This window comes from Caldicellulosiruptor bescii DSM 6725 (assembly GCF_000022325.1).
GTDB lineage: Bacteria > Bacillota > Thermoanaerobacteria > Caldicellulosiruptorales > Caldicellulosiruptoraceae > Caldicellulosiruptor > Caldicellulosiruptor bescii.
Map to the genome: position 1 here is coordinate 490,735 of NC_012034.1, position 25,289 is coordinate 516,023.

Below are 25,289 nucleotides of genomic sequence, written 5' to 3' on the forward strand. Positions count from 1 at the left end.
ATGAAATGGGAAATAGAGATAAGGGAAGGAATAAAAAGATTGAAAAATAAAAAATTAAAGCTATTTTCAGTTTGCACAGCGTTTTTAGCTTTTATAGCTTTAACAGCTTTTTTGTTCGTAAATACCAATATATTAAAAGTTGTTGAGATATTTAGTGAAAATAATTGTCAAGCAAAAAATCTTGTTGTTGTTGACCCGGGGCACGGTGGGTTTGACCCGGGGGCAGTGAGTGGTGATATAAAAGAATCTGTGATAAACCTTCAGATTGCAAGAAAATTGAAGGAATATTTTGAGATGTTTGGTTTTAAAGTTCTTCTTACACGTTCAACAGAAGATGATTTGAGCGAATATAATAAAAAGGCCCATGACTTAAAAAAGAGGAAAGAGATTGTTTTAGAAAATAATCCTCAGGTTTTTATCTCTATTCATTTAAACAGCTTTCCGGTGAGTAAGTACTTTGGTGCGCAGGTGTTTTATGACAAATCAAATGAGGAGGCGAAAAAACTTGCTTTGTTTGTCCAAAATGAACTGAGATATATGCCAAATGGACTTGTAAATAGACGACAGCCAAAACCAATAGATGTATATATCCTGAAAAACCTCAAAATTCCTGCTATATTGATAGAATGCGGTTTTATGTCAAACAAAATGGAACTGTCTTTGCTCCAGAACCATCAATACCAAGACTGGCTTTCATACTCAATATTGAAAGGAGTTTTAAGCTATTTAGACCAAAAAAAGGAGATGATAAAAAGTGAATGATGTAAAAGTTATGATAAATAAAGAAATTGAAAATTTAAAAGATGAAATAGTGAATACTACTTTAAAGCTTATAAAAATCAGGAGTGTTGAGGATACACCTGCACCAAATATGCCGTTTGGCAAGGGAATTAATGATGCCCTGCTTGTGTGTGAAAATCTATGCAAAAGCTTGGGATTTGAAACAAAAAACTATGATGGATATGCGCTTGAGGCGGTCTATGGGAATCAGGATGAGGATGTGTGTGTTATAGGTCATTTAGATGTTGTGCCCGAAGGGGAAGGATGGAGTGTGCCACCTTATGAAGGGGTTGTAAAGGACGGTAAAATTTTTGGACGTGGCGCGATTGATGACAAAGGTCCGACTGTTGCGGCTCTTTATGGCATGTATGTGGTTAAAAAGCTTACCCAGGAAGGGAAGATTTCTCTTAAAAGAAAGCTAAGGTTTGTTTTTGGGACAAACGAAGAGGGTGGCTCTAAGTGTCTTCAGTATTATTTTGAAAGAGCAAAATATCCAACTGTTGGGTTTACTCCAGATGCTGATTTTCCTGTCATTCAAGGTGAAAAAGGTTTTCTGGTGTTTGAGCTTACAAAAGATGTGGAAGATACCTTTGAAATTGAGGGTGGACAGCGACCTAACATGGTGCCTGACAAGTGCAGGTTCGAAGGCAGTTTTGATGTCCAAAAAGCTAAAGAAATTATTAGTATAAAAGGGCTGAATGATAAGGCAGAAGTTTTTGAAGAAGCTGGTAAGACATGTATAATTACAAAGGGAGTTTCTGCTCATGGGAGTCTGCCTTTCAAAGGTGAAAATGCAATATCGTATATGTTTGATATTTTAAATGATCTTTGGACAAAAGAGGATGAGTTTAGAAGATTTATTGATTTTTATAATAATCATATTGGATTTGATGTGTTTGGAGAAAAACTTTCAATAGGGTTTGAAGATGAAAAGTCAGGCAAGCTTGTGTCAAATGTCGGGATGATACGTAAAGAAAAAGGCAGACTTGTCCTTACAATAAATGTTCGCTATCCAGTTGACACCTCATATGAGGAGATAGAAAATAAAGTAAAGGAAGTGCTGCAGGATTATAATATTGAATATCGTTTGGTGACAAACGTTCCCCCTCTTTATTTTGAAGCTGACCACTTTTTAATCAGGACCTTGCTTGAGGTTTACAGAGAATTTACAAACGACGATACACAGCCGCTTGTGATTGGCGGTGGAACATACGCAAGGTGGGCAAAAAATGTGGTTGCTTTTGGTCCAAATATGCCGGGTGATGAAGAAGTTGCCCATCAGAAAGATGAATATATCCTTATAGATAGGCTAATCCTTTGTAGCAAAATCTATGCAAATGCTATTTACAGGCTTGCAAAAGAATAGTAAAAAGCAAAGAGGCCGTGGTCTTGTTTTTGAACAGGACTTTTCAGCCTCTTTGTCTTTTTTAAAATAGGTTGTAAATTCCAAGAATAATTAAAACAATTCCGGGGATGTAATTGGCAATAATTGATTTTTTGAAGAGTTTAAAAAAGTAGGCAAAGACATTTCCTGCAGAGATAGCTATAAATTGAAATACTGGTATAAGAAGTATTTGATATATATTTGCAAGGTTTGAAAGACCCAATGAGAATGAAGCAGAAAGGCTATCAAACGAAAGTGCAAGAGCGACTAAGAGAGCTTCTGCAGGTTCAATTGACCCTGAACTATCAATGTCGGATAGTCCAGGTTCTTTTATGATTTTTATAGTAAGTCCGATCGATTTTAAAGAGAGGTTAACAAGTGTCTTGGGTAAAGGGCTGTTGTTCTTTTCAATAAGTGTTCTAATTACAAATACTATGCCGATTATTATCATAAAAATAGCGCCCAAGTGTGAAGAAAGTTGAGGTTCAAGAAATTTACCACAGCCTTTTCCCATGAAAAATGAAATTATGGTGATACTCATTGACGTAAAAAAGATGATTAACTTTGACTTTGTAAGAATTTTAATTCCTTTTGCACCAAATGCAACTCCAAAGAAGAGTGCGTCAAGGTTAAGCGACAAAATTACCACGAAGAACTGGTATATATTCATTCTAAAATATGTGCACCTGCCACCTTTTAGTCTTTATTATTATACGAACAACAAGTTATTTTGGTAACGAAACAAAATTTTTGCTTTTCGCGTTATAATAAATATAGTAAAATTTTAGGTGTGTGATAAAAAATAAACAAGAGGGGAATAAAAGTAGACAATGGATGAAAGAGAATTGGTAGAAAAAGCAAAGAAAGACAAGAAATACTTTGAAAAGTTATATGAGATGTATTTCGACAAGATTTACTCTTACATATACTATAGAACGTTCAACCATCTTATTACAGAAGACCTGACAAGCGAAACCTTTATAAAAGTGCTGAGGTCACTTGACAGGTTTGAATGGAAAGAAAATGGTTCTTTTTCAGCATGGATATTCCGTATTGCTCAGAATGTTGTAAATGACTATTACAGGAACAAAAAAGAATTTGTTGATATTGAGAAAATTTCAGACAGTCCGTGGATGAAAAATCCAGAGGATGAGCTTTTAGATAAAGTTGAGAAAGATATAATTAAAAGTGCACTTAAAAAGCTTACAAAGGACCAGCAGGAAGTTGTGATTCTGCGGTACGGTGCGAATATGAAATTTCATGAGATTGCAAAAATAAAAAACAAATCCGATGTAGCTGTAAGAGCCCTATTTTTCAGAGCAATACATTCGCTCAAAGAAATGCTTTTAAAAGAGGTGCATGAAAGTGAATGATGAAAAACTTGACAAAATTTTTGAAGAGGCTTTTAAAGTTGAATATCGAAAAGAATTTAAACAAGAGCTGAAAGATTTGTTGTTAAAAGAATATGATAAGAGAAAAAAAGGAAGATTTTTCTTTAGGATATCAACAGTTGTTGCAGCATGTATAGTTTTAGCTATTGTTGCTTTTGGGGCTTTAAAACTTGATTTGATGAGATTGAATGTGCAGGACACTTCATTTGTAAAGACAGAGATGGAAAAAGTATTCCAGCAGCAGGATACAAGTACAAGACAAGAGACAGAACAGAATGATAACAATAGCAAAAATAGCAATCTTTTTACCAAGCAAAAAACTTTGCAAAAAAGTGATGATCTTGTGAAAAGTCAGACTCAGAGCACAGGGCAAAAGCAAACTTCAAATGATGATAAAAGGATGAGCAGTGACAGTAAAGGGACATTTGTAACATCATTTTCCACAAAATCAGGTTCTGAAAAATCTTCTGAAGTCACAAAAAAAACAAGCTCTACTATAAATGAAAACAAAAATAATATAGACAAAAAAGTTCCAAATTCAAGTGTATCTTTGCAAAATGCTGTAAACCCCAAAATTGTTAAAAGTGATTTTGAAAGTAAAACAAAGCAGAGTATAGAGAAAGATTTTGATTCAAATTCTAAAAACGAAAGCTCAGATACATCCGTAATTGTTACAAAACAGAATAAAGAAGTTGAAAAAGAAAAGCAAGATATGATAGTAAAAGTGCAGGAAGAGAATGTGTTGGAAAGTGTTTATGTTTTAAAAGAGGATGAACTTAAAATAGACAAAGAACATGTTTTGGATATTTTATCAACCATTGTGTCATCTGGTGTGTATGAAAAAGTGTATTTTACTCCCCAAAATATTGTTCAAGCTGATGTTTATGATGGTTATTTAAATTTTGTGGTAGCCAAAAGAGATATACAGGTTTCAATTTACCGATTTTCAGAAAACCAGGCACAAGAGGATGTTTTCAAGAGCGTTTATGATAAGACCAGCCTTATTTTACAAAAACTTGGTATAAAGGATTACAAAATATCTGTCTTTCCCAAAGAGGAGGGCTACAGGGCGGAGATTGTCATTTATTTTAACGGATACAGGATATTTGATGTGGACAGTTTTATAGATTATTCAAACAATGCAGATGTTATTGGTGGTAGGATTTATCTTAAAAACTTTTCAAAATTTAAAAGTATAAAAATAATAGATGCAAAAACGGCTGTAAAAGAATTTGAAAAAAGGTATAACCTTAAAGATGTAGAACCATCTGATATTGATATTGTATATAGGAAAACAGGAGAACTTTTTATTCCAGTATATATTTACATTTATGAAAACAAAATATACTGGTTGGAAAAGTAGATTTTAAAATGGTATAATAAGATATACAAAAATATTTACGGAGGTTTTTGTTATGAACCTTGATTTAAAAGAGAAAATTTCTGAAAATGGTGTTGTGATAGAGCTTAAAGGTGAGCTTGACATATTTTCTTCACCAACTTTGAAAGACAAGCTCTATTCATTGATTGATACATCATCAAGTGACGTTATTATTGATATGAACGATGTAAGCTATATAGACTCAACCGGGCTTGGTGTATTTGTAGGTGCTTTGAAAAAATCAAAGCAAAAAGGTACAAATATCGTTCTTAAGAACTTAAAACCCAATGTGAAGAAGGTTTTCACTATCACTGGGCTTGACAAGGTGTTCAGAATTGAATGAGGGGGCAAAAGTCGAATATGGACCAAATTATGTTAACAATTCCGCCCAAAGCTGAATATATTATGGTAGTAAGATTAACACTATCTGGGATAGCTGCGCGAGCAGGCTTTGATTTTGAAACAATAGAGGATTTGAAAATGGCCATATCAGAGGTTTTCAACCTATTTGAAATAGAAAAGCTAAAAGGGAAAATATCTGTGGAGTTTAACATTGCAAGTGAGTTTTTGGACATAAGAATTGATGTGCCTAATGGTGAGCTGAGAGACAACGAGCTTGCAAAGATGATCCTTCAAACTTTAACAGATGATGCAGAATTTGAAAAAACTGGGGATGGTCATAGAGTAAAACTCAAAAAATATCATCGAGGGGTCTGATTTGATGGTTGATGAAAAAAGGACATTAGAGATTGATGATGAAAAAATTGATAGACTCTTCGAAGAATATCAAAAAACAAAGTCTATTGAACTTAGAAATGAACTTGTAAACAAGTACCTTTATATAGCCGAGATTATAGCAAAAAAGTTTGTAGGAAGAGGAATAGACTATGAAGACCTTTATCAGGTTGCATGTATTGCACTAATAAACGCTGTTGAGAGATTTGAACCCAACAAGGGCTATAAATTCACAAGTTTTGCAACCCCGACCATAATGGGAGAGATAAAAAGGTATTTTAGAGATAGAGCTTCAATCATCAGACTTCCAAGAAGAATCTACGAAACCTCTGCCAAGATAAAACTTGCAACAGAAGTGCTTTCTACAAAATTGAAAAGACCACCGAAGGTAGAAGAGATTGCTCAGCATCTTAACATGAGTGCTGAAGAAGTTTTAGAGGTAATGGAAGCATCTAACAACTATCTTCCCCAGTCTTTGGACCAGACAATGTATGAGGATGAAGAGATGACGCTTGGAGATGTTCTTGGCAAGAGTGATGAAAACATCTTGCAGGTGGAAAATGTTGAAGCTGTAAAAAAGGCGATTGAAAGGCTTTCGCCTTTTGAGAGAGAGTTTGTTCAAAAGCGGTTTTTTGAAGAGAAGACTCAAAAGGAAATTGCTGAGGAGATGAACGTTTCGCAGATGTACATCTCACGCCTTGAGAAAAAGGTGCTAAAAAAATTAAAGGATTTCATTGAAGAGAAAAAAGAGGAATAAGAAAACATACAAGACTGCCGTTGTAGGCAAAAACCAATTTTTTCTGCGCGGCAGTCTTTTTTATCATCCTTTTTCTAAACATTTTCCAAAAAACATGATATAATACCTTATATAAATGCTGTGAAGAAATGCAAATATTGATCAAAGGAGAGAATAGCAATGAATAAAAGTTGGGGTAAGAAACTTTTTGCTTTATTGAGCTTACTGAGTTTATTATTAAGCTTTTTGGTAAATACTTCATTTTCTCAAAACCTTTCATACTATCAGCAAGCAGCACAGGTTTTAAAGGAAAAAGGAATAATGACAGGTGACACAAAAGGAAATTTGAATCTTGACAAACCTCTCAAACGTTCAGAGATTTCCAAAATGATTATCATGCTGCTTGGCAAAAAGCCTTTAGCTGATTTTTATGCAAATCAAAAAAAATCTTCTTTTAAAGATGTTAAGACAAATTACTGGGGACTTGGCTACATAGAAGCAGCAAAAGCAATAGGATTGATTTCAGGGTATACAGATGGTACTTTCAAGCCAGAACAGTACTTAAAAGTTGAAGAGTTGACTGCTATAGTTGTAAGAGCACTTGGTGTAAAGGAGTCTGAGCTCAAAGGCAAGTGGCCACTAAATTATATCCAGAAAGCATATTCGATGAATATTTTTTATGGAATAGAATCCGAAATTGATATAGGAAAGCTTGTCACAAGAGGGCAGACGGCAGCTATACTTTACAATGCGTTTTTGAATGAAAGTCTGAAAGCTGCAAAACCTGTCGGGCTTGAAATAATTGACCTGCAAACTTTAAAGGTAACATTTGATAAGGAGCTTTCTTCAATTGTTAAATCTGACTTTTCGTTTGATGGTGGGCTTTCTGTTTTGGACGCAAAGTTTGCAGACTCAAGCAAAAAGGCTGTTGAGATAAAAACATCTTTGCAGCAAGAAGGGAAAGAGTACACGCTTTTTTACAAAGGGCAAACTACAACTTTAAAGTTTGTGGCAAAGACAATGCCTTTTTCTTTTGCAGAGGATATCAAAATAGAGAGTTTAAAGAAAGTGGATTTAAAGTTTACAAAGCCGATTTCAAAGAGCCAGCAGGATAACCTGCCGATAAAAATTTATGTCAATGGCAAAGAAGTTACAGATGTGAAAAAGTTTATTTCAAGCGATTATAAAACTGTGAGTATAATCTTCCCAAACAAACTAAATCAAACTGACAAATTGATGGTTGAGATTTCAAACCTTCTTTCAGAAACAGGTCAGAGCTTGACTCTTACAAAGGAACTAACAGTTATTGATGCAACCCAGCCAAAGGTTGTGGATTTTAAGGTGGTCAATAGCAAAAGGTTTAAGATTATTTTTTCTGAGCCTATGAACATTGATTCGACAAGTACTTACAAGGTATGCGATTTGTCTTCGGTTGGGGCAAACATTAGAATTGATTCAAATTATGCATATGCCAAGCTCACACCAAAACATCAAGAGAATGCTATTGACGTTGAACTTTTATATCCTCTTGCTGATGGGAATCACACAGTTGAAATAACAGAAGCGAAAGACTTTGCAGGATACAAAGCCCCTGACTTTAAAGCTACATTTACAACAGTGCTTGAAAAAAATCCGCCAAAGCTTGTGTCCTTAGACCTTGTTTCAAATAATCAAATAAGGCTTGTGTTTGATGAAGAGATAAGAAGCTTAGATGGTTTAATTCCAACAGGCGAGTATGAGGTTTATCAAGCACAGGACAGTACCAACCATGCAATTGGCGCAAAAATAACACTTCTTTCAGATGAAAAAACAATTGACATTCAGTTAAATCCACAATTGAAGCTTGATAGCAGGGCACTTGTTTCATTTGAAGTGAGGTTCCGATACGTTGAAGACCTTCTTGGCAACAAGGTATCAGATTGGGTATCAGTAACATCCAAAGCTCAGGATGATACTACAAAACCGGCAGTCAAAAGTGTTGAGGTTTTGGATGGGAATATAATTAAGGTAACATTTACTAAAAATGTAAATGCTACTGATAAGGTTCAAAGCTTTTCCCTTCTTTCAGGAGATGGCACACAAATAGTGGAAGCTTATGCAAAAAGCGTAAAACCGCTTAAGGAGGAAGATAATTCAACATTTGCTGTTGAGTTTTCGACACTTGCAGCAATAAATGGTGGAAGATATACTTTGAAGATTTTAGGCATCTGCGATACATCTGTGAGAGAAAATGTTATGGATACTGTTTCATTTGCGATAGATGCTAAAGACACTCTTGCACCAACTATCACAGCTGCAATTGCGAAGTATGATTCTTCTTCGGATGTAGACAAAATAGACATATTTTTCTCAGAACCTATGGATGTTGAAAAATTAAAAAATTTGAGCAGTTATTTTGTAGGGGCATCAAGTGCAACAATTCCACTTTCGAGCGTAAAAGGAGCAAAAATTGATTATATTTCACCAAACGGCGACAGAATCACCCTTTTAATTCCAGGGGCAGACGATTCAACGCCTGGCAGATGGAGTCAATCTGGAGCTGTAGTTGACAAATTGGCAGCTCCTACACTCACTGACAAGGCAGGCAATTTTATAGCAAATGCTACAATAGCAATGCCACTTTCTGTGTCGGCAAACTTTAGAGGAATATCTGCGCAAGACATTGAGGTTGTTGCAGTGGACAAAAATACAATTGAAATAAGAAGCTTGAATGGATACATCTTTGCATCGTTTGACCCTGCAGCGATAATGTTCAGAAACGCATATTCGACTTCAAGTTTAAATGGAAATCCTGACAACGATAAAGTGGTTAGCCTTGGAATTGTAAGTTATACAATTTCTCAAGATAAAAAGACCATTACTTTAAAAACATCAATTTCTTTGACCTCAAGCGCTATGGCTGATACAAATGATTCCGGTCAAGATGCTGAACAGCTGAAAATATTTACAGTAAATTCGAATATAAAAGACCAGTTTGAACAGAACCTTGTAATTCTGCCAACATTTGATATTAACTTTTATCCGTCGATATTACTCAAAGACAAAATTTCTCCACAGCAGACAGGGGTTTCTGTTGGAAGTGGAAATCAATCAGACACAATAGCTATTACATTTGATGAGCCAGTTTTTGCCTTGCCAGGTATAAATAGTACAGTTCTGGCTGCAGGAATTGAGCTAAAGGTTAGTGGTACTACTTTAATTCCAGATGTTGATTACACAGCTTACGTCCAAAACGGTATAGTTTATGTGAAAGTCAAAAAGTCGGGGATTGTGGATAGCAAGGTAAGCTTGGAGATAAAAAGACCAGATTTAATAGTAGATAGCAATGGAAATCCTTCTATTGTCTTGAAAGCTCAAACTGTTGAGCATGTGACAGAAAGGACTTCCCCTGATGTCACAGCAGAGTTTTCTTCGACTGATACAAGAAAAGTCAAGCTCACATTTTCTGAACCTATGGATGCTTCTACACTAATTGCTCAAAACTTCTCATGCGTTGCAGGCGGTAATATCATAAGTTTTGTAAAATCTTCTGATAACAGAGTTATTGAGATCACATTCACAAACCCACTCCCGGCAGGAAGCATTGTGAATATATCACCGAATGTCAAGGACTTGGCTGGAAATTCGGTGTCAGTTCAGGCTGTGAGAAAATAGTATAAAGAATGTGGAATAATAAATTTTGAAAGTAATTGATATATATGGGGTGATTTGTGATGATAATAGATGCGGATAAGATAATTCCTGATGTGGATAAATATAGAAGAGAAAGTTAGAAAATTGTTACTCATAATGTTTAAAAAAATTGATATTGTGAGTGTTTTAAAAAGTGATATAATAAAATCATTAAAGAGCGGGTATAAAGACTTGGAAGATGCCCTGCAAATATTTTGTTCAAAGAGAGTACATGCGGATTATTTTGTTACCCGTGATGAAGGCATACAAAGTGTTGATATAAAAATAATTACTCCAAAAGAGTTCATTCACATCTTTTCTGCTTAAGAACTTTAAAAGAGGCTGTATTTTGGGTCTTGAAGAACAGCCTCTTAAATTTTTTCGTTAGCTTTCAAAAAAGGGAGGATTTAATCATGCTTCTCAAAAAAATCTTCAAATTTGATGCAGCGCATAATCTCACAAAGTATAATGGAAAATGTGAAAACCTTCACGGGCACACATACAAGCTTGCTGTAACAGTGGAAGGAAAACTCGATAACCAGGACATGGTGATAGACTTTGTGCTTTTAAAGAAGATTGTACAGGATGAAGTGATTGACATCTTAGACCATGCATATATAAACGATATTATAGAAAATCCTACTGCTGAGAACATTGCAAAGTGGATATGGAAAAAACTTAGCAAAAAAATAGAAGAACAAGGCGTCAAGCTTTATGAAATTGAAGTGTGGGAGACAGAGGACAGTAGCGTCATATACAGGGGTGAAGATGAATGATTGATGTTCAGAGCCAGAAAGACCAGAGAGGAATTTCCATCCAGAAAGTAGGGATAAAAGACTTGAACTGGCCAATTGTTGTAATGGATAGAGAAAACAAAACTCAGACAACGATTGCAAAAATCATTGCTGCAGCAGAGCTAAAAGGTGATATCAGAGGCACGCACATGTCCAGGTTCATCGAAGCTATAGATGAGCTGAAAGTTGTGGGACCTAAGGAGATAGAAAAGCTTTTGGATAGAATAAAAGAAAAGCTTAATTCAGAAAAAGCCTATATAAGGTTTGATTTTCCTTACTTTATCAACAAAAGAACACCTGTGACAGCAACGCTTTCTCCGCTTAAAGTTGACTGTTATTTTGAAGCTGAGAAAGACCAGAAATTTGATCTCAAGGTTGGTGTGATTGTCCCTGTTCACACTCTGTGTCCATGCTCAAAAGAAATTTCGGAGTATGGAGCTCACAACCAGAGAGCTTATGTGACGATAGAAGTGAGGATGAAGAAATTTATGTGGATTGAGGAACTTGTTGAGATTGCAGAAGCTTCTGCATCATGCCCTCTTTATTCTATCTTAAAAAGACCTGACGAGAAATGGGTGACAGAGAGAGCTTACCAGAACCCTCGCTTTGTTGAAGACCTTTTGAGAGAGGTTGTTTTGAAAATGAAGGAAGATGGGCGAATAAAATGGTATAAGGTTTTTGTTGAGTCAATTGAGAGCATTCACAACCACAATGCCTTTGCGTATATTGAAGGTGAAATAACAAAATGATACAATTAAAGTAACAATCTGCTTTGAAAAAGCGAGGGAAGGTTTTAAAAAACCGATTGTTATGAAAATTAAGATCTATACAAAAAGACTTGGAATAAGCATTGCAGCGTTTATATTTGGAATTTTGTTTATAATCCTTTTAATCAGAAATTTTACGGTCAAAAATACACCATCCCAAAATGACAACATAACCTATATAAAAAATATGTTTGAACTGAAGAATGCAAATCTTGTTGAGGACAATATTGTCATTGAAAAGTTACCGGATGATACCTTTATGTTCAAATATCTTTTTGAAGACACAAAATCAAAATATGAAATATATATAAAAGAAGACCAGTCAATAGTTTTTTTTAAGAAATTGACTCCCTCAGATACAGTTAACAGATTTTCGATAAGTGATGTAAAAGCAAAAGCTTTCAAGCTTTTGTATAAATTTGCGCCGTATACAAAAGGGAATGTTGAGCTTGAAGTAGCATCAATGCCAAACGCTTATGTTTGTGTTTTTAATCGATACGAAGGAGACAAAAGGGTTTTAGGAAACTGGGCAACAGTTGTACTTAACAGAGATAATGGTGAACTTTTAGAATTTAATATAAACTGGTATAAAGATATTAACTTCAAAAGTACAGCCAAAAAAGGAAATGAAGAGAGCAAAATTTTAAGTAGCATAAAGGTTGTACCTGTTTTGAGTAGTGATTCTTTTTTAAAATATACAACAATGAACAATATACTTGGATTAAAGGATGTCTACTATGACTTTGTTGATGGTAAGGTGTATCCACAGATTAATCTACCTACAAACACTTTAAATATTCGGGATTACAATAGCTATGTTGAGTATGCTCAAAAAAAAGCACAAGTTGAATATGTAAAGTTGAAATTTGGAAAAATTTTGAATCTGCTTTCTTCTCAGGCAAGACGTATTTCTTTTTCTGCTTCTGAATTTAGTGTATCTTCAGGTGGAGAATACTCATACACTAAGAAAAGTTTTCTTGGCACTGTAAAGATAACTGCCGACAAGTACGGGAACATATTAAAAGCCATGGCAGATTTAAAATCATCTGGTGAAATAAAAAAGGTTGACTCTAAGGTCTTAAACGATAGAGCCGAACAGATTATGCAGGTGCTTGTTGGCAAATACGTTGTAGCTAAATCTTATATATTTGAAAATGACAATCAACACACTATAAGTTATAAACTCTATATAGGAAATGCCTACATAATGAATGGAAAACTTGAAATTACATTTGATAAACTTTCTGGCGAGGTCTTAAAACTTGATTTTGATTTAGGCATAAGACCAGAGTTTATGGAAAAGGTGAAAACTCTAAAAAGTCCATCCGAGTATATAAATCTCATAAAATCAAGTGGATTTGAAGAGGTTTATGTCTTAACAAAAGAATATGGGAAAGTATATCTTTACCAGAAACCTGTTGAGGCGCACTTAGCGCTAAAACCCAAATTTGATATGACATATCTTATGCATGCAACCAAATAATCTTGTAATACATTTAAAGGAGGAAAATCAAGAATATGGACATCATAATAAAAAATGCAAAAATTTACACAATGGATGAAAAAGGAATTATTGAAAAAGGCGATATACTTATCAAGGATGGCAAGATAGCCAAGATAGACCAAAACATAAATGAAGATAGTAGCATGGTAATAGATGCAACAGGCAGGCTTGTCTTTCCAGGCTTTATAGATGCACACTCACACATAGGGATGTGGGAAGACTCTGTCGGGTTTGAAGGTGCCGATGGGAACGAAGACTCAGACCCTGTCACGCCACACTTAAGAGCAATTGATGCTATAAATCCATTTGACAGAAGTTTTGAAGAGGCAATTGAAGGTGGCGTTACATGTGTTGCAACAGGACCGGGAAGCGCTAACGTGATAGGCGGGCAGTTTTGTGTCATCAAGACGTTTGGCAAGAGAGTTGACAAGATGGTTGTGAAAGAACCTGCTGCAATGAAGGTTGCTTTCGGTGAAAATCCCAAAAGCGTTTATCACGAAAAACACCAGATGCCTCAAACACGCATGGCAACTGCTGCAATCTTGAGAGAGGCACTTTTTAAGGCAAGAGAGTACTTAAATAAAAAGCTTGAGGCTCAGCAGGATGAGGAAAAAGATATGCCAGAGTTTGATATGAAAAGTGAAAGCCTTATAAAGGTTTTAACAAAAGAGATTCCGCTGAAAGCACATGCTCACAGAGCAGATGACATATTCACGGCAATAAGGATTGCCAAAGAATTTGATGTAAATATTACTCTTGATCATGTGACAGACGGATATTTGATTGTGGATGAGCTAAAACAAGAAAATATCCCATGCATTGTTGGACCAAACCTTACTGATAGATCAAAGGTTGAGCTTAAAAACCTTGATTTTAAAAATCCAGGTATACTTTCTAAAGAAGGCATTCTTGTTGCTATTATGACTGACCATCCTGTCATTCCGCAAAAATATCTTGTGCTATGTAGCGCGCTTGCGTGCAAGAGCGGAATGGATGAGATAGAGGCTCTAAAAGCAATTACTATAAACCCTGCAAAGATTTTAGGAATTGATAACAGAGTTGGGAGTATAAAGGAAGGTAAAGATGCTGATATTGTAATATACAAGGGTCATCCTTTTGACATATTTTCTGAGGTTGAATATGTCTTGATTGATGGTAGAGTTGTATATCATCGCAAATAAAAAAAGGGGAAACTATGAAATATGAAGGAGATAATGTCTTATTCGTATGATGAGACAGTATCGATTGGCTATAAAATTGGAAGAAATCTTTTCAAAGGTGCAATTGTTGCCTTAGAAGGAGAACTTGGAAGCGGTAAGACTGCTCTAACAAGGGGTATTGCAAGTGCCTTCGGGATAGAAGATATTTCAAGTCCGACATTTACAATATTTCATGTATATGAAGGCAAAGATGGTATTTTGGTTTATCATTTTGATATTTACAGGATTGAAGAGGCAGAGCTTGAGGATATAGGGTATGAGGAGTATTTTTATAGTGATGGAATTGTTATAATTGAGTGGGCGGATAAGTTAAAAAGACTTTATCCTAAAGAATATTTAAAAGTTGAGATTAAAAAAGTAGATGAACATGTTCGAAAAATATTGATAACAGGTGTTGGTGAGAAGTACAAAAAGATTGAGGATGTGATAGAAAAAGATGAAGATATTGGCGATTGAGACGTCTGGCAAGGTGGCAAGCACTGCCTTGCTGGAAGATTACAAGGTGATTTCTGAGATAGTTCTTAACACAAAACTTGTTCACTCTGTGATGTTAATCGATTTAATTGACCAGGTATTAAGAAATGCCTCGAGTAAAATAGAAGATGTTGACCTATTTGCAGCATCAATAGGACCTGGTTCTTTTACCGGACTTAGAATTGGTGTTTCAACAATAAAAGGTTTTTGCTATGCTACTTCAAAGCCATGTATAGGTGTTGATACTTTGATGGCTCTTTGCTATAACTTCTGGGCTTGTTCAGATTTTTTAATGCCCATTTTAGATGCAAAGTCGCAAAAGGTATTTACTGGAATTTTCAGATTCGAGAAGGGCAAACTCAAAACATATCATCCAACTTCGATACTTGATATCGAAGAAGCAAAAGAGCTTGCAAAAAAATATGATCCTGTTTTGCTTGGTGAGGGTTTGGATATTTATGATTTCTCTGAGTTTAGAATATCTCCCAAGTTTTTGCAGTATCAAAAAGCATCAAATGTTGGAATTTTGGCTCTCACACTTGCCCAGGAAGGCAAGATTTGTTCTCATTTTGACCTTATACCAGTTTACCTTAAAAAATCGTATGCAGAAAGGGACCATGACACATGAGAAAAGGCCTAATAAGAAGGATGACAAAAGAGGATATAGATATGGTGCATGAGATAGAAATTTTATCGTTTTCTATGCCATGGAGCAGAGAAAGCTTTGAGTATGAGCTTAAAAATGAGTTTGCTATATATTATGTATATGAAGAAGATGACAGAGTATGGGGTTTTGCAGGAATGCACCATATTGTGGATGAAGGTCATATTACAAATATTGCTGTACATCCTCAAAAAAGAGGGCAGGGAATAGGAAAACTTCTTCTTTCTGCCCTCATTTCATATGCAAAAGAAAATGGTTTGGTTGGTCTTACACTTGAGGTGAGAAGCAAAAACCATGTTGCTATTTCGCTTTACAAGAGCTTTGGATTTGTTCAGGAAGGTATAAGAAAAAATTACTATTCCAACCCCCCGGATGATGCCATAATTATGTGGCTGTGGCTTTAGAATTTAATACTATTCAAAACCTCTTTGCAAACTCTATAAATTGGTCTTTTGGAAGAGGTTTTCCAAACAAATATCCCTGTCCAAAATCACACTCAAAAGATTTTAATATCTCAGCCTGCTGACTATTTTCAATACCCTCTGCCACAACTTTTAAATCTAAGATGTGAGAAAGGTTAATCAGGCTTTTGGCTATTTTTTGTTCTTTAATGTCAGTGCTCATATTGGCTATGAAACTTCTGTCGATTTTAACAACATCAATGGGAAGCTGTTTTAGATAGTTCAAGGAAGAATAACCTGTGCCAAAGTCGTCAAGAAAAACTTTAATGCCTTTTTCTTTGAAGGTGTTCAGCGACTTTATGGTATTTTGAGGGTCTGCCATTGCAACCGATTCTGTAATCTCTATTCCCAAAGAAGTTGGGTCACCTTTTAAGGCTTCAATTGTATAAAGTACGTTATCAACAAAATTTGCGCTTGAAAACTCTCTTAAGGACGCATTGAAAGAAATATAAAAGTTGTGGTTTGTTACTTCTCTGATGCTCTTCAAATCCGTAATGACCTTTGTCAATACCCATTGACCAATTTGTGATATGAGTCCTGTCTGCTCAGCAATTGGGATGAAAGACATGGGCGATATAAGCCCCTTTTGTGGATGTATCCAGCGAATAAGCCCTTCTGCTCCGCACAGCTGCATTTTTTCAAGGTCTACAATAGGCTGATAATACAAAACGAACTGGTCTTTTTCAATCGCCTTTCTCAAGTCTGATTCGAATTCAAGCCTCTGCTGAAGTATATTGTCCATTTCCAGATTGTAAAAGCAGAAAGTATTTTTGCCTTTTTCCTTGGCAAGATTCAAGGCCTTATCGGCATTCTTCAAAAGGGATATACTATCCTGCCCATCTGAAGGATATATAGCAATCCCCATACTTGGTGTAATATTAAAATTATATTCCATTATTTCCCATGATGTTGAAAATAAATTAAAAATTTTGTAGATGAAGTAATTCAAGACGTTAAAATCAAGAAAATTATAAATTATTATTCCAAACTCATCTCCTGTTAGTCTTGCAACAAACCCGTTATTACCCACCGCTTCTTTAAGCCTTTGCGCAATTTCTTTTAAAACAACGTCACCAGTCGCATGACCAAGAGTATTATTAATTTTACTGAAATTATCAATATCGATACACATCAGAGCAAGTTGCTGCCCTTTGAAATGAGCATCCCTGATAGCCTTTTCGAGAGCTAACATAAAATGATTTCTATTTGGCAGATTAGTTAGCTGGTCAAAGTAAGCAAGTTCTTTTATCTTTTCCTGGTTTTTTGCAAGTTTTTTGTACTGGACAACAAGCTTTTCCTGTGTTTTGGAAAGCTCATCATTTGTCTTTTGAAGTTCCTCGATAGCATTTTGAAGCTTATTTTCAGAAAGGTAAAGCGAATAGATTTTTTTGCGAATCAACAAATACAAAAGGCTTGCAGTGATAAACACAAAGAGCCAGCCTTTAAATACTGAAATGAAAGTAACAAGCTCTTTTTTAGCAAAGAAAATTGTTGTTAGCACATCAGAGATTAAAATCCAAATTGCGCTCACAACTGCATATATTATTGATATTTTAGCTGCATAATTATTTGCTTTACAGTTTAAGTCTTTATTTTTTTCAGACATTTTTTAATCACCACTGAATATGTAGAAGATTTTCTTCTCATATATATACCCAGAAAAAATATACTAAAAACATCTTTTACATATATATTCTTAAGCTACAATTTTTTTACTTTAAAAAAGGGTATAAATGATATATAATTTCAAAATATTGCATATCCTATTCTTTAGAAAAAGATAGGTGGTTTTAATGTTAGTGAGAGCATATATAGATGATTTTAACGAAATAGTTGTAGTACTTTCCCAAATGGTTCACTCTGTAAAGAAAGAAGATTTTAAAGTATTTCTGAATGAAGAAGAAATAGACATAGAAAAAATAGACAAGATAATTCCTCACTCTGACAATCCAGCTGAAGCAGAAACAAGAGGTTATGAAATATGCGAACAAAAGGGGAAGATAAGGTTTGTTTTAAAAGAAGGACATTTTGATTATCATAGAAAACCATACAAAAAACCAGTTTTTGTAATTGGTGAAATGAACGACTGGCAAATTTCACCTGAGTGGGAGATGACATACTCTAAATTGAGAGGCAGATATGAGCTTATAAAGGATTTAAAAGAAATAAAGATAGGGCAAAAATTTAAATTTGCAGAAGGTGCGAGCCAAAAACTTTGGTATCCACCAGGATTTGGTAACGATATTGTTATAACTGAATACTTTGACAGAGAAACGGCTTTTACAAATATGATAAGAATTATTCCCTCAAATAGATTATTGCCAAATTTAAAATACAAGGTTGTCTATAAATCAGAGCATATTTGGGCAAGACCAAGAGAAATTCTAACAAGGCCTGAGTTTTTTTATCCGGGTGAGCTTGGAATAAAGTATGAGCCATACGGCACTTACTTTAAACTGTGGGCACCTACAGCATACAAAGTAAAGGTTAAGGTATTTGATGAGAGTGAAAATTTCAGGTTCGAAAAAGAGATGGCACGTTCTGAGAATGGTACATGGAACATATATCTTACAGGAGACTTGAAAAACCACTACTATCTTTATGAGGTTTGGCATTACAATTATGATGAAGACGAAGGGTTTATTGTGTATGAGGTTCCTGACCCTTACTCGAAAGCTTCTTCCTCAAACTCTCAAAAATCTTTCATATTTGACCCGGCAGATACTCTTATTGAAGGCTGGCAACAGGATGAGTTTGTGAAAACGATAGAAAAACAACAAGATGCTATCATTTACGAGATGCATGTGCGAGACTTTACAATTGATAAAAATTCAGGTGTAGATGAAAAGTTTAGAGGAAAGTTTTTAGGTCTTTGTCAGAAGAGTTTTTACAAAGAAAAGTTCTCAACAGGGCTTTTACATTTAAAAGAGCTTGGAATTACACACATTCATCTTCTTCCTATTTCTGATTTTGGGAGTGTTGATGATAAAAATCCTGATAAAAAATACAACTGGGGATATGACCCTGTTTTGTATCAATGTCCTGAGTACTGGTATTCAACAAAAAGTGGTGGAATTGAAGCTTTAAAAGAGCTTAAGACCATGATTAAAACTTTGCACCAAAACGGCATAGGTGTTGTGATGGATGTTGTTTTCAACCACACATACCACACAAAGGGTGGAAAGTTTTCTATTTTTGACAAAATTGTTCCCGGCTATTTTTACAGGATAGATGACTATGGCGACTATTCAAACGCAACAGGCTGTGGTAATGAGATTGCGACAGAAAAGCCAATGGTCCGAAAGTTTATACTTGATACAATTATATACTGGACAGAAGATTTTCACATAGATGGATTTAGATTTGACTTAATGGGGCTTATTGATACACTTACCATGAGAATGATTGCGAAAGAAGTGCGCAAGCGAAATCCGTATGCCCTTATTTATGGTGAAGGATGGGTGATGGGAGATAGTATGTGCCTTTTAGAAGAGAGGGCAACAATTGAGTCAACAGCGCACCATGGATATTCCATTGGACTTTTTAACGATAGAATAAGAGATAGTATAAGAGGTGACCTTGACGGATTTAAAACAGGATATATGCATGGAAATCTTTCTGATATTGAAAGATTAAAACAGGGTATAAGGGCAGCCATTGACGATTTTGCAAAGGAACCAGATGAATGTGTTAATTATGTTTCATGCCATGATAATTTAACTCTTTTTGACAAGGCACAAAAGACAATGGTTGGCGAAGATATATTCTGGATTGACCGGGTATGCCGCTTAGCGAATGCAATCATTTTAACATCTCAGGGCATTCCGTTTTTGCATGGTGGAGTTGAGTTCAATAGGAGCAAAGGAGGACATCCGAACACATACAACGCAGGGGATAATATAAACAAGATTGACTGGAGTTTAAAAGAGAAGTTTTATGACACTTTTAAATTTTATTGCGACCTTATAAAACTGCGAAAAGAACATGTGGCGTTTAGAATGCGTTCATCAGGTGAAATAAGAAAATATTTAAAATTCTTGCCAGCACCTGATGGCATTGTGGCTTTTTTGATTTCGTATCCCTATGATGCATGGAAAAAAATAATTGTTGCATATAATCCTTTTAAAGAAAAGAAGGTAATTACACTTCCTGAAGGAGTATGGAAGATAAAAGCAAATGATGGTATAATATTTTCAGAAGAAAATGAACTGGAAGCAATAGGCAGTTTTGAAATTTCACCTGTCAGTCTTTTTATAGCATATCAGAAATAAAATCTTTTTGAACTTACTCAAAGAATTCAAGCCGCAGGTACAATAAAAAAGAAGAACCTGCCTGCGGCTATTATTCAAGTTCTAACGTTTTCTAAAAGATGCTGTTTTGCCAGAAAAATTCTTACATTTTCTGATTCTAATTTGAAAGGTTTTTCATCATATTCAAGAAGAATAATAGTAAACTTAACTCCGAGTGAGGAATAAAGAAGGATAGAGTCTTCCATCTCCTTGTTAACAAAAGAAGTTATTATAAAAAGCTCACGAAAGTTGTAACTTCTTAAAACTTGATAAAGCAAAGCTTCAAAGTATTCGTTTACCTGAATTTTAATGTGTGCAAGTGTTTCGAGAATTTTTAAAAGCTGATTTGAATCTTGTGATGGCAGCAAGATTTCAAGCGGCTCAAGAGTTTCTTCGTCTATGCCATTGCAAACAAAACCAACTGGAATGTGATTATCTAAGCATTCTTTTGTCAGGCTTGCTGCAATCTTTATTCCAAGTTCGATTGCGTTTTTGTTAAAAACCTCTTTTCTTTCATACTCTGAACTTTGGACATTCAAAAGTATTAAAGCATCACCTGATGAGGTGTATTCGTACTTGTTTACCATCAAAGTATTATACTTTGCAGTTGCGTTCCAGTTTATTCTATTGAAAGAATCAAAAGACTGATACTCTCTTATTCCTGCAAAGTGAAATATATCTTCATAATAATGTCTTTTTATCACAACTTCGCCTGAGAGGCTTGAACGGGGCAGAAGGTGTTTTTTCAGGTCCAAAAATGCTGGGTAAATGGTAATATTGGAATTTACATAGTAACACCTGTCATCCATTGAAAGACCGAAAAGGTCACCAGTGACAAGATATATTTTATCAAGTTTATAAAATCCTCTTTTTGTTGCAACAAATCTGTGCCGCCTTACTATTTGCTGGTAAGGTAGAAGAAAGAAAATGCTGATGTACCTTAGCTTATTTCCTACTACATAATTTTTTGCATTTTCCATGAAAAATGATGCTGATACTTCAAATTCGGATTTTACCCATGGAAGTGGCAGAGCTTTACCGTTGTAAATTCTTTCAACAATATGAATCTCATCACCTTCAGTTTTTTTATTTTCTTCAAAGTAGATTTCATACTCAACGTTTTTTAGTCCAAATTTTTTAGTAACGAAAAAATTTAGAGCAAATAATAAAGAGCATATTATAAACAGCCAAAAGGTTTCCATACAAATAACCTCACGCTTTTTTTGAATTTATTTCTATTATAACCTAACCATTTGAATATTAAAATTAGAAATTTTCACTTTTAGACCCTTGACTTTTTACCTTGAAAGAAGATAAAATGAAGTTAGTAATTCAGTCTACCGGCAGAATTTTATCAAAATCTTCGGCTTTGACAATCTCAAAAATTTATGATATAATCAATCTTGCTTAAAATTCAAAAAGAAAATGTGCCGAAGTGGTGGAACTGGCAGACGCGCCGGACTCAAAATCCGGTGGCCGCTGAGGCCGTGCGGGTTCGACTCCCGCCTTCGGCACCAGAAGAGAAAAAAGTAAAAAACCCCTTTTTAGACCTTTTAATGGTTTTAAAAAAGGGGTTTTTATTTTTGCTGTTTTTAAATAAAAAATAAGGGGTAATAAAGAATTAAGATGGTTCTAAACATGGGAGAACAATATATGATAGTTAAAAATGTGTTGATTGCAGATGAAAATGAATACATAAGAAAAGCAATAATTGAAAAGTTTGAAAATTCTTTTGATTCAGTACATCACTTTGTATTTTTTGAGGCTGCTGATGGTGAAGAAGCTTTGAACAAAATTGGTGAGAACAGTATTCATGTTGCAATAATTGATACAAACTTGCCTAAAATTAGTGGATTTGAAGTTTTGAGAACTATCAAAAAAAGTTCTGTTAAAGCTTACATTCCAGTAATTTTGCTCAGTAGCAATATTCATCGTGCAACAAGAGCAAAGGCATACGAGCTTGGAGCTATTGGAGTTATTCCAAAGCCTTTTTCAACTTTAGAAGTTTACAATATGGTAAGGTCACTTTTGTACACTCAAGATGAATATTTACATATTAATGAAGTTGTACATCTTATTTCTTTTTTGAATGAAATGGCAAATGAACATATCATTGTAGTTCCCAAAATTATAGATGAATTTTTATCAGAATATTTTGTTTCATATCACTTGTTGGCTTTAAAAGATACTACAAAAGAGGTGATTTATAACAGAGGTTTTGATGAATATGAAATTAAAAAGGTTATTGGCTATTTAAATGATGAGAACAGAATAAATTCAAGCTGTTATTCGATTATAAAACTTAACAATAAGGAAGAAACTTATTACTTTATATTCAAAATTCTGAATGATAATAAAATATTAATTCTTCTAAAGAAAGTTTTAGAACTTTGGAGTGAATTAAATGATAGATAATATAAATTTTGTTATCTTGTGTATTATTATTGTTATTCTTTTAGTTATAACTTCGGGAGTTGTTTTTTTATACAAAGTTATAAATAGTATCCGTCAAGAAAAAATAAAGCAGATTTTTAAAAATTACAGTAAAAATGTCTATGATGTGATAACAGGAAAGAAAAATGTTATTGATTCTTCAAACATTTACATTCTGAGTGATGTTATAAATATATATTATTCATGGGTACATGGAGAAGAAAAAAAACGGCTATATATAGCTTTGAAGAAATTGAATTTTTTTGACATTGCTATCAAGATGGTTCAAAAAGGGAACAAAGTTCGAAAACTTAGGTTTGCAAAAGTTATTAGTATAGTGGGCGAAGAAGATGAGCTAAAAACGCTTTTAAAAATAAGCATTAAAGAGCCGTATCTGATAGATACAACTGCTGAAGCCATTTTCAAAAACATAGATGAGATACAGAATTTAAGTGTTTTTAAACCTTATTTAAAGACTATTTTTCTAAACATTGATAAATATCCAGATTCGGTTAGAAAAAGAATAGAATTTTTTACAGTTTATGGTGGCGAAAAAATAAAAGATATAATTTTATACGTGATAAAAGAAAACCCGTCGGATAAAGTTCTGATATCATGTTTGAATATATTTTCAGAGATTGCGGCATTAGAAGATTTAGAACACATTGATTTTCTTATAAATCATCCATCACCAGAAGTCAGATCAGCTTTCTGCAGAGTGATTGAAAAAATAGGATGTAGAAACTGCAAAGAAAAACTTGAAACTCTGATAAAAAACGAAAATATAAATTTTGTGAAGTTACGAGCCTTAAGGGCGTTGAGCAATGTTTCATCTAAGGGTTCTTTAAAATATTTACTTGCCTCCCTTGAAGATGACTGGTTCTACATGAGAGACTTTGCAAGAAAGATGCTATCTGAGTTTGGACCAGTTATTTTAAATGATCTTCTAAAATTTTACTATACAACAAATGATAAATTTGCAAGGGACAAAATAAGAGAGGTTTTTTATAGTCCAGTGAATTTTGATTATATTATCAAGAGTGCTTTGAATTATAGAACTGAACAGGAGAAAGATTTAGCTTTAGAAATAATTAAAATACTTAAATCGTCTAACCCCCACTGTTTTTATCAAAGAATGAAAGATGAAGGATTTGAATATCTTATAACCGAGAAAGAGGTAGTGAATAACGAATGCGACATATAATAAACTGGTTTTCATGGTTTGTATCTTATTATGTTTTAGTTTTGAATACTGTTTATGCCATTTTAATTTTAATATCTCTTTTTGGTATTGTTAGTTACTGGAGAAATAAGATAAAAGGAAGGATTGTGGAGGTTGTCTCATCAGACTTTGCACTCCCTGTATCACTGCTGGTGCCGGCATACAATGAAGAAGAAACAATAGCAAAATCTGTAAAATCTTTTTTGCAGATTGAATATCCAGAATATGAAGTAGTAGTAATTAATGATGGGTCAAAAGATGGGACATTGGATGTATTAAAAAACGAATTTGACCTTTACATTGTAGATAGGAAATTTAGAAAGATTTTGTCAACAAAAGAGATAAAGGTCATATACTATTCCAAAAAGTATTCAAATTTAATCGTAGTGGATAAAGAAAATGGGGGAAAAGCTGATGCTCTCAATGCAGGGATAAACGTATGTACATACCCATATGTTTGTTCACTTGATGCCGATTCAATTTTAGAAAGAGATTCAATAGCCAAGGTTATGCAACCATTTTTTGATAACCCTTATGAAGTTGTAGCCACAACGGGTATTGTTAGGATTGTAAATGGAACCGAATTGGATTCCTTTGGCAATATAAAAAAATTAAAGCTACCAAGTTCAAGTCTTGCAAGATTTCAGATAATAGAATACTTGAGAGCTTTTTTGGGTGCGAGAAAAGGTCTTTCTATGATAGGAAGTCTTGTTATTGCATCTGGAGCATTTGCAGCATTTAATAAAAATGCTATTATAAAGGTTGGAGGGTTTTCTGATAGAACTGTTGGCGAGGATATGGAGATTGTTGTAAAGCTCAGAAAAAACTCTTATAAAGAAGGCGCACTGGGAAGAGTTGAATTTGTACCAGACCCGATTGTATGGACTCAATGTCCAGAGACTTTAAAAGACCTTTCAAAACAAAGAAGAAGATGGCAAAGAGGTCTTTGCCAAGTTATTTTCATGCACAAAGATATTCTATTTAATCCTAAGTATGGCATATTAGGTCTTTTTGCTATGCCATATCAGCTTATGTTTGAACTATTGGGGCCGTTTGTGGAGATGTTGGGTTATATTTTTATACCTATATCGTATTTTGCTCACATAATCAATTTAGAAGTGGCCTTATTTTTCTTTGCAGTTGAGATAATGTACGGAATAGTTATTTCGATTTTAGCAGTTCTTCTTGGAGAATTTTCTGATAGAAAATATGAAGGGTGGAGAGAGTTCGGTATACTTGTATTGTTTGCGATATTAGAAAATTTTGGCTACAGACAGATGACAATGTTATTCAGAATTGTTGGTACATTTGAAGCTATACTTAGAAAGAAAGGTTGGGCAAAGCCTGAGAGAAAGAAGTTATAATGTGTTACTTTTTAATTA

Annotated in this window: 23 protein-coding genes and 1 tRNA gene; 21 read left to right on the forward strand and 3 right to left on the reverse strand. The window is 34.4% G+C overall.

The window, feature by feature from the left end; genetic code table 11:
- Entirely contained in the window at nucleotides 1–762 is a 762-nt protein-coding gene (locus ATHE_RS02115) for an N-acetylmuramoyl-L-alanine amidase (protein WP_015907026.1), read from the forward strand.
- A complete protein-coding gene (gene pepV / locus ATHE_RS02120; RefSeq protein WP_015907027.1) occupies nucleotides 755–2,146 on the forward strand; it encodes a dipeptidase PepV in 1,392 nt (463 codons plus the stop codon). The genes ATHE_RS02115 and pepV overlap by 8 nt, the downstream gene beginning before the upstream one ends.
- Before the next feature lie 61 nt (nucleotides 2,147–2,207).
- Here the strand turns inward: pepV and ATHE_RS02125 are convergent, their stop codons facing one another.
- A complete protein-coding gene (locus ATHE_RS02125; RefSeq protein ID WP_015907028.1) occupies nucleotides 2,208–2,834 on the reverse strand; it encodes a manganese efflux pump in 627 nt (208 codons plus the stop codon).
- Between the two features lie 160 nt (nucleotides 2,835–2,994).
- Here ATHE_RS02125 and ATHE_RS02130 point away from each other — a divergent pair, with 160 nt between their 5' ends.
- The 14 genes from ATHE_RS02130 (at nucleotide 2,995) to rimI (ending at nucleotide 15,906) form a co-directional block, all read left to right on the forward strand.
- Nucleotides 2,995–3,537, forward strand: a complete 543-nt coding sequence (locus ATHE_RS02130; protein WP_015907029.1) for a sigma-70 family RNA polymerase sigma factor — start codon at nucleotides 2,995–2,997, stop codon at nucleotides 3,535–3,537.
- Entirely contained in the window at nucleotides 3,524–4,918 is a 1,395-nt protein-coding gene (locus ATHE_RS02135; RefSeq protein ID WP_231503242.1) for a hypothetical protein, read from the forward strand. The genes ATHE_RS02130 and ATHE_RS02135 overlap by 14 nt, the downstream gene beginning before the upstream one ends.
- 52 nt (nucleotides 4,919–4,970) lie before the next feature.
- Nucleotides 4,971–5,279: an STAS domain-containing protein gene (locus ATHE_RS02140; RefSeq protein ID WP_013431110.1), complete on the forward strand. Its 309-nt coding sequence runs from the start codon at nucleotides 4,971–4,973 to the stop codon at nucleotides 5,277–5,279.
- A gap of 17 nt (nucleotides 5,280–5,296) precedes the next feature.
- Nucleotides 5,297–5,653 (forward strand): ATP-binding protein, encoded by a 357-nt coding sequence (locus tag ATHE_RS02145; protein WP_015907031.1) that lies wholly within the window; start codon nucleotides 5,297–5,299, stop codon nucleotides 5,651–5,653.
- A gap of 4 nt (nucleotides 5,654–5,657) precedes the next feature.
- The gene (locus ATHE_RS02150) at nucleotides 5,658–6,428 is read left to right on the forward strand and encodes a SigB/SigF/SigG family RNA polymerase sigma factor (protein WP_015907032.1); all 771 of its coding nucleotides are present in this window, start codon (nucleotides 5,658–5,660) and stop codon (nucleotides 6,426–6,428) included.
- A 159-nt stretch (nucleotides 6,429–6,587) separates the two neighbouring features.
- Nucleotides 6,588–10,061 carry an Ig-like domain-containing protein gene (locus ATHE_RS02155; RefSeq protein ID WP_015907033.1) on the forward strand — a complete coding sequence of 1,158 codons (3,474 nt, stop codon included), beginning with the start codon at nucleotides 6,588–6,590 and terminating at the stop codon, nucleotides 10,059–10,061.
- A 90-nt stretch (nucleotides 10,062–10,151) separates the two neighbouring features.
- Nucleotides 10,152–10,406, forward strand: a complete 255-nt coding sequence (locus ATHE_RS02160) for a hypothetical protein (RefSeq protein ID WP_015907034.1) — start codon at nucleotides 10,152–10,154, stop codon at nucleotides 10,404–10,406.
- Nucleotides 10,407–10,492: 86 nt separating this feature from the next.
- On the forward strand, nucleotides 10,493–10,855 hold the full coding sequence (gene queD / locus ATHE_RS02165) for a 6-carboxytetrahydropterin synthase QueD (RefSeq protein WP_015907035.1): 363 nt from the start codon (nucleotides 10,493–10,495) through the stop codon (nucleotides 10,853–10,855).
- A complete protein-coding gene (folE2, locus tag ATHE_RS02170) occupies nucleotides 10,852–11,622 on the forward strand; it encodes a GTP cyclohydrolase FolE2 (protein WP_015907036.1) in 771 nt (256 codons plus the stop codon). Before queD ends, folE2 begins: the two co-directional genes overlap by 4 nt.
- Nucleotides 11,623–11,683: 61 nt before the next feature.
- A complete protein-coding gene (locus tag ATHE_RS02175; protein WP_015907037.1) occupies nucleotides 11,684–13,123 on the forward strand; it encodes a TMEM106 family protein in 1,440 nt (479 codons plus the stop codon).
- 35 nt (nucleotides 13,124–13,158) lie between these two features.
- Entirely contained in the window at nucleotides 13,159–14,325 is a 1,167-nt protein-coding gene (locus tag ATHE_RS02180; protein WP_015907038.1) for an amidohydrolase, read from the forward strand.
- Nucleotides 14,326–14,346: 21 nt separating this feature from the next.
- Entirely contained in the window at nucleotides 14,347–14,820 is a 474-nt protein-coding gene (gene tsaE / locus ATHE_RS02185) for a tRNA (adenosine(37)-N6)-threonylcarbamoyltransferase complex ATPase subunit type 1 TsaE (RefSeq protein WP_015907039.1), read from the forward strand.
- The gene (tsaB, locus tag ATHE_RS02190; protein WP_015907040.1) at nucleotides 14,801–15,466 is read left to right on the forward strand and encodes a tRNA (adenosine(37)-N6)-threonylcarbamoyltransferase complex dimerization subunit type 1 TsaB; all 666 of its coding nucleotides are present in this window, start codon (nucleotides 14,801–14,803) and stop codon (nucleotides 15,464–15,466) included. Before tsaE ends, tsaB begins: the two co-directional genes overlap by 20 nt.
- On the forward strand, nucleotides 15,463–15,906 hold the full coding sequence (rimI, locus tag ATHE_RS02195) for a ribosomal protein S18-alanine N-acetyltransferase (RefSeq protein WP_015907041.1): 444 nt from the start codon (nucleotides 15,463–15,465) through the stop codon (nucleotides 15,904–15,906). Before tsaB ends, rimI begins: the two co-directional genes overlap by 4 nt.
- 13 nt (nucleotides 15,907–15,919) lie before the next feature.
- Here the strand turns inward: rimI and ATHE_RS02200 are convergent, their stop codons facing one another.
- Nucleotides 15,920–17,569 carry a putative bifunctional diguanylate cyclase/phosphodiesterase gene (locus tag ATHE_RS02200; RefSeq protein WP_015907042.1) on the reverse strand — a complete coding sequence of 550 codons (1,650 nt, stop codon included), beginning with the start codon at nucleotides 17,567–17,569 and terminating at the stop codon, nucleotides 15,920–15,922.
- Nucleotides 17,570–17,756: 187 nt separating this feature from the next.
- Here ATHE_RS02200 and pulA point away from each other — a divergent pair, with 187 nt between their 5' ends.
- Nucleotides 17,757–20,234: a type I pullulanase gene (gene pulA / locus ATHE_RS02205; protein WP_015907043.1), complete on the forward strand. Its 2,478-nt coding sequence runs from the start codon at nucleotides 17,757–17,759 to the stop codon at nucleotides 20,232–20,234.
- 74 nt (nucleotides 20,235–20,308) lie between these two features.
- Here the strand turns inward: pulA and ATHE_RS02210 are convergent, their stop codons facing one another.
- Complete coding sequence (locus ATHE_RS02210; protein ID WP_015907044.1) at nucleotides 20,309–21,454, reverse strand: DUF58 domain-containing protein; 1,146 nt, start codon at nucleotides 21,452–21,454, stop codon at nucleotides 20,309–20,311.
- A gap of 227 nt (nucleotides 21,455–21,681) precedes the next feature.
- On the opposite strand from ATHE_RS02210, the gene ATHE_RS02215 reads away from it, so the two are divergent.
- From ATHE_RS02215 to ATHE_RS02230, 4 genes are all read left to right on the forward strand, one after another.
- Nucleotides 21,682–21,769 (forward strand) — tRNA-Leu (locus ATHE_RS02215).
- 136 nt (nucleotides 21,770–21,905) lie between these two features.
- Nucleotides 21,906–22,667, forward strand: a complete 762-nt coding sequence (locus tag ATHE_RS02220; RefSeq protein WP_015907045.1) for a response regulator — start codon at nucleotides 21,906–21,908, stop codon at nucleotides 22,665–22,667.
- Nucleotides 22,657–23,889 carry a HEAT repeat domain-containing protein gene (locus ATHE_RS02225; RefSeq protein WP_015907046.1) on the forward strand — a complete coding sequence of 411 codons (1,233 nt, stop codon included), beginning with the start codon at nucleotides 22,657–22,659 and terminating at the stop codon, nucleotides 23,887–23,889. Before ATHE_RS02220 ends, ATHE_RS02225 begins: the two co-directional genes overlap by 11 nt.
- Nucleotides 23,877–25,271 (forward strand): glycosyltransferase family 2 protein, encoded by a 1,395-nt coding sequence (locus ATHE_RS02230; RefSeq protein ID WP_015907047.1) that lies wholly within the window; start codon nucleotides 23,877–23,879, stop codon nucleotides 25,269–25,271. Before ATHE_RS02225 ends, ATHE_RS02230 begins: the two co-directional genes overlap by 13 nt.
- Nucleotides 25,272–25,289 lie beyond the last annotated feature (18 nt).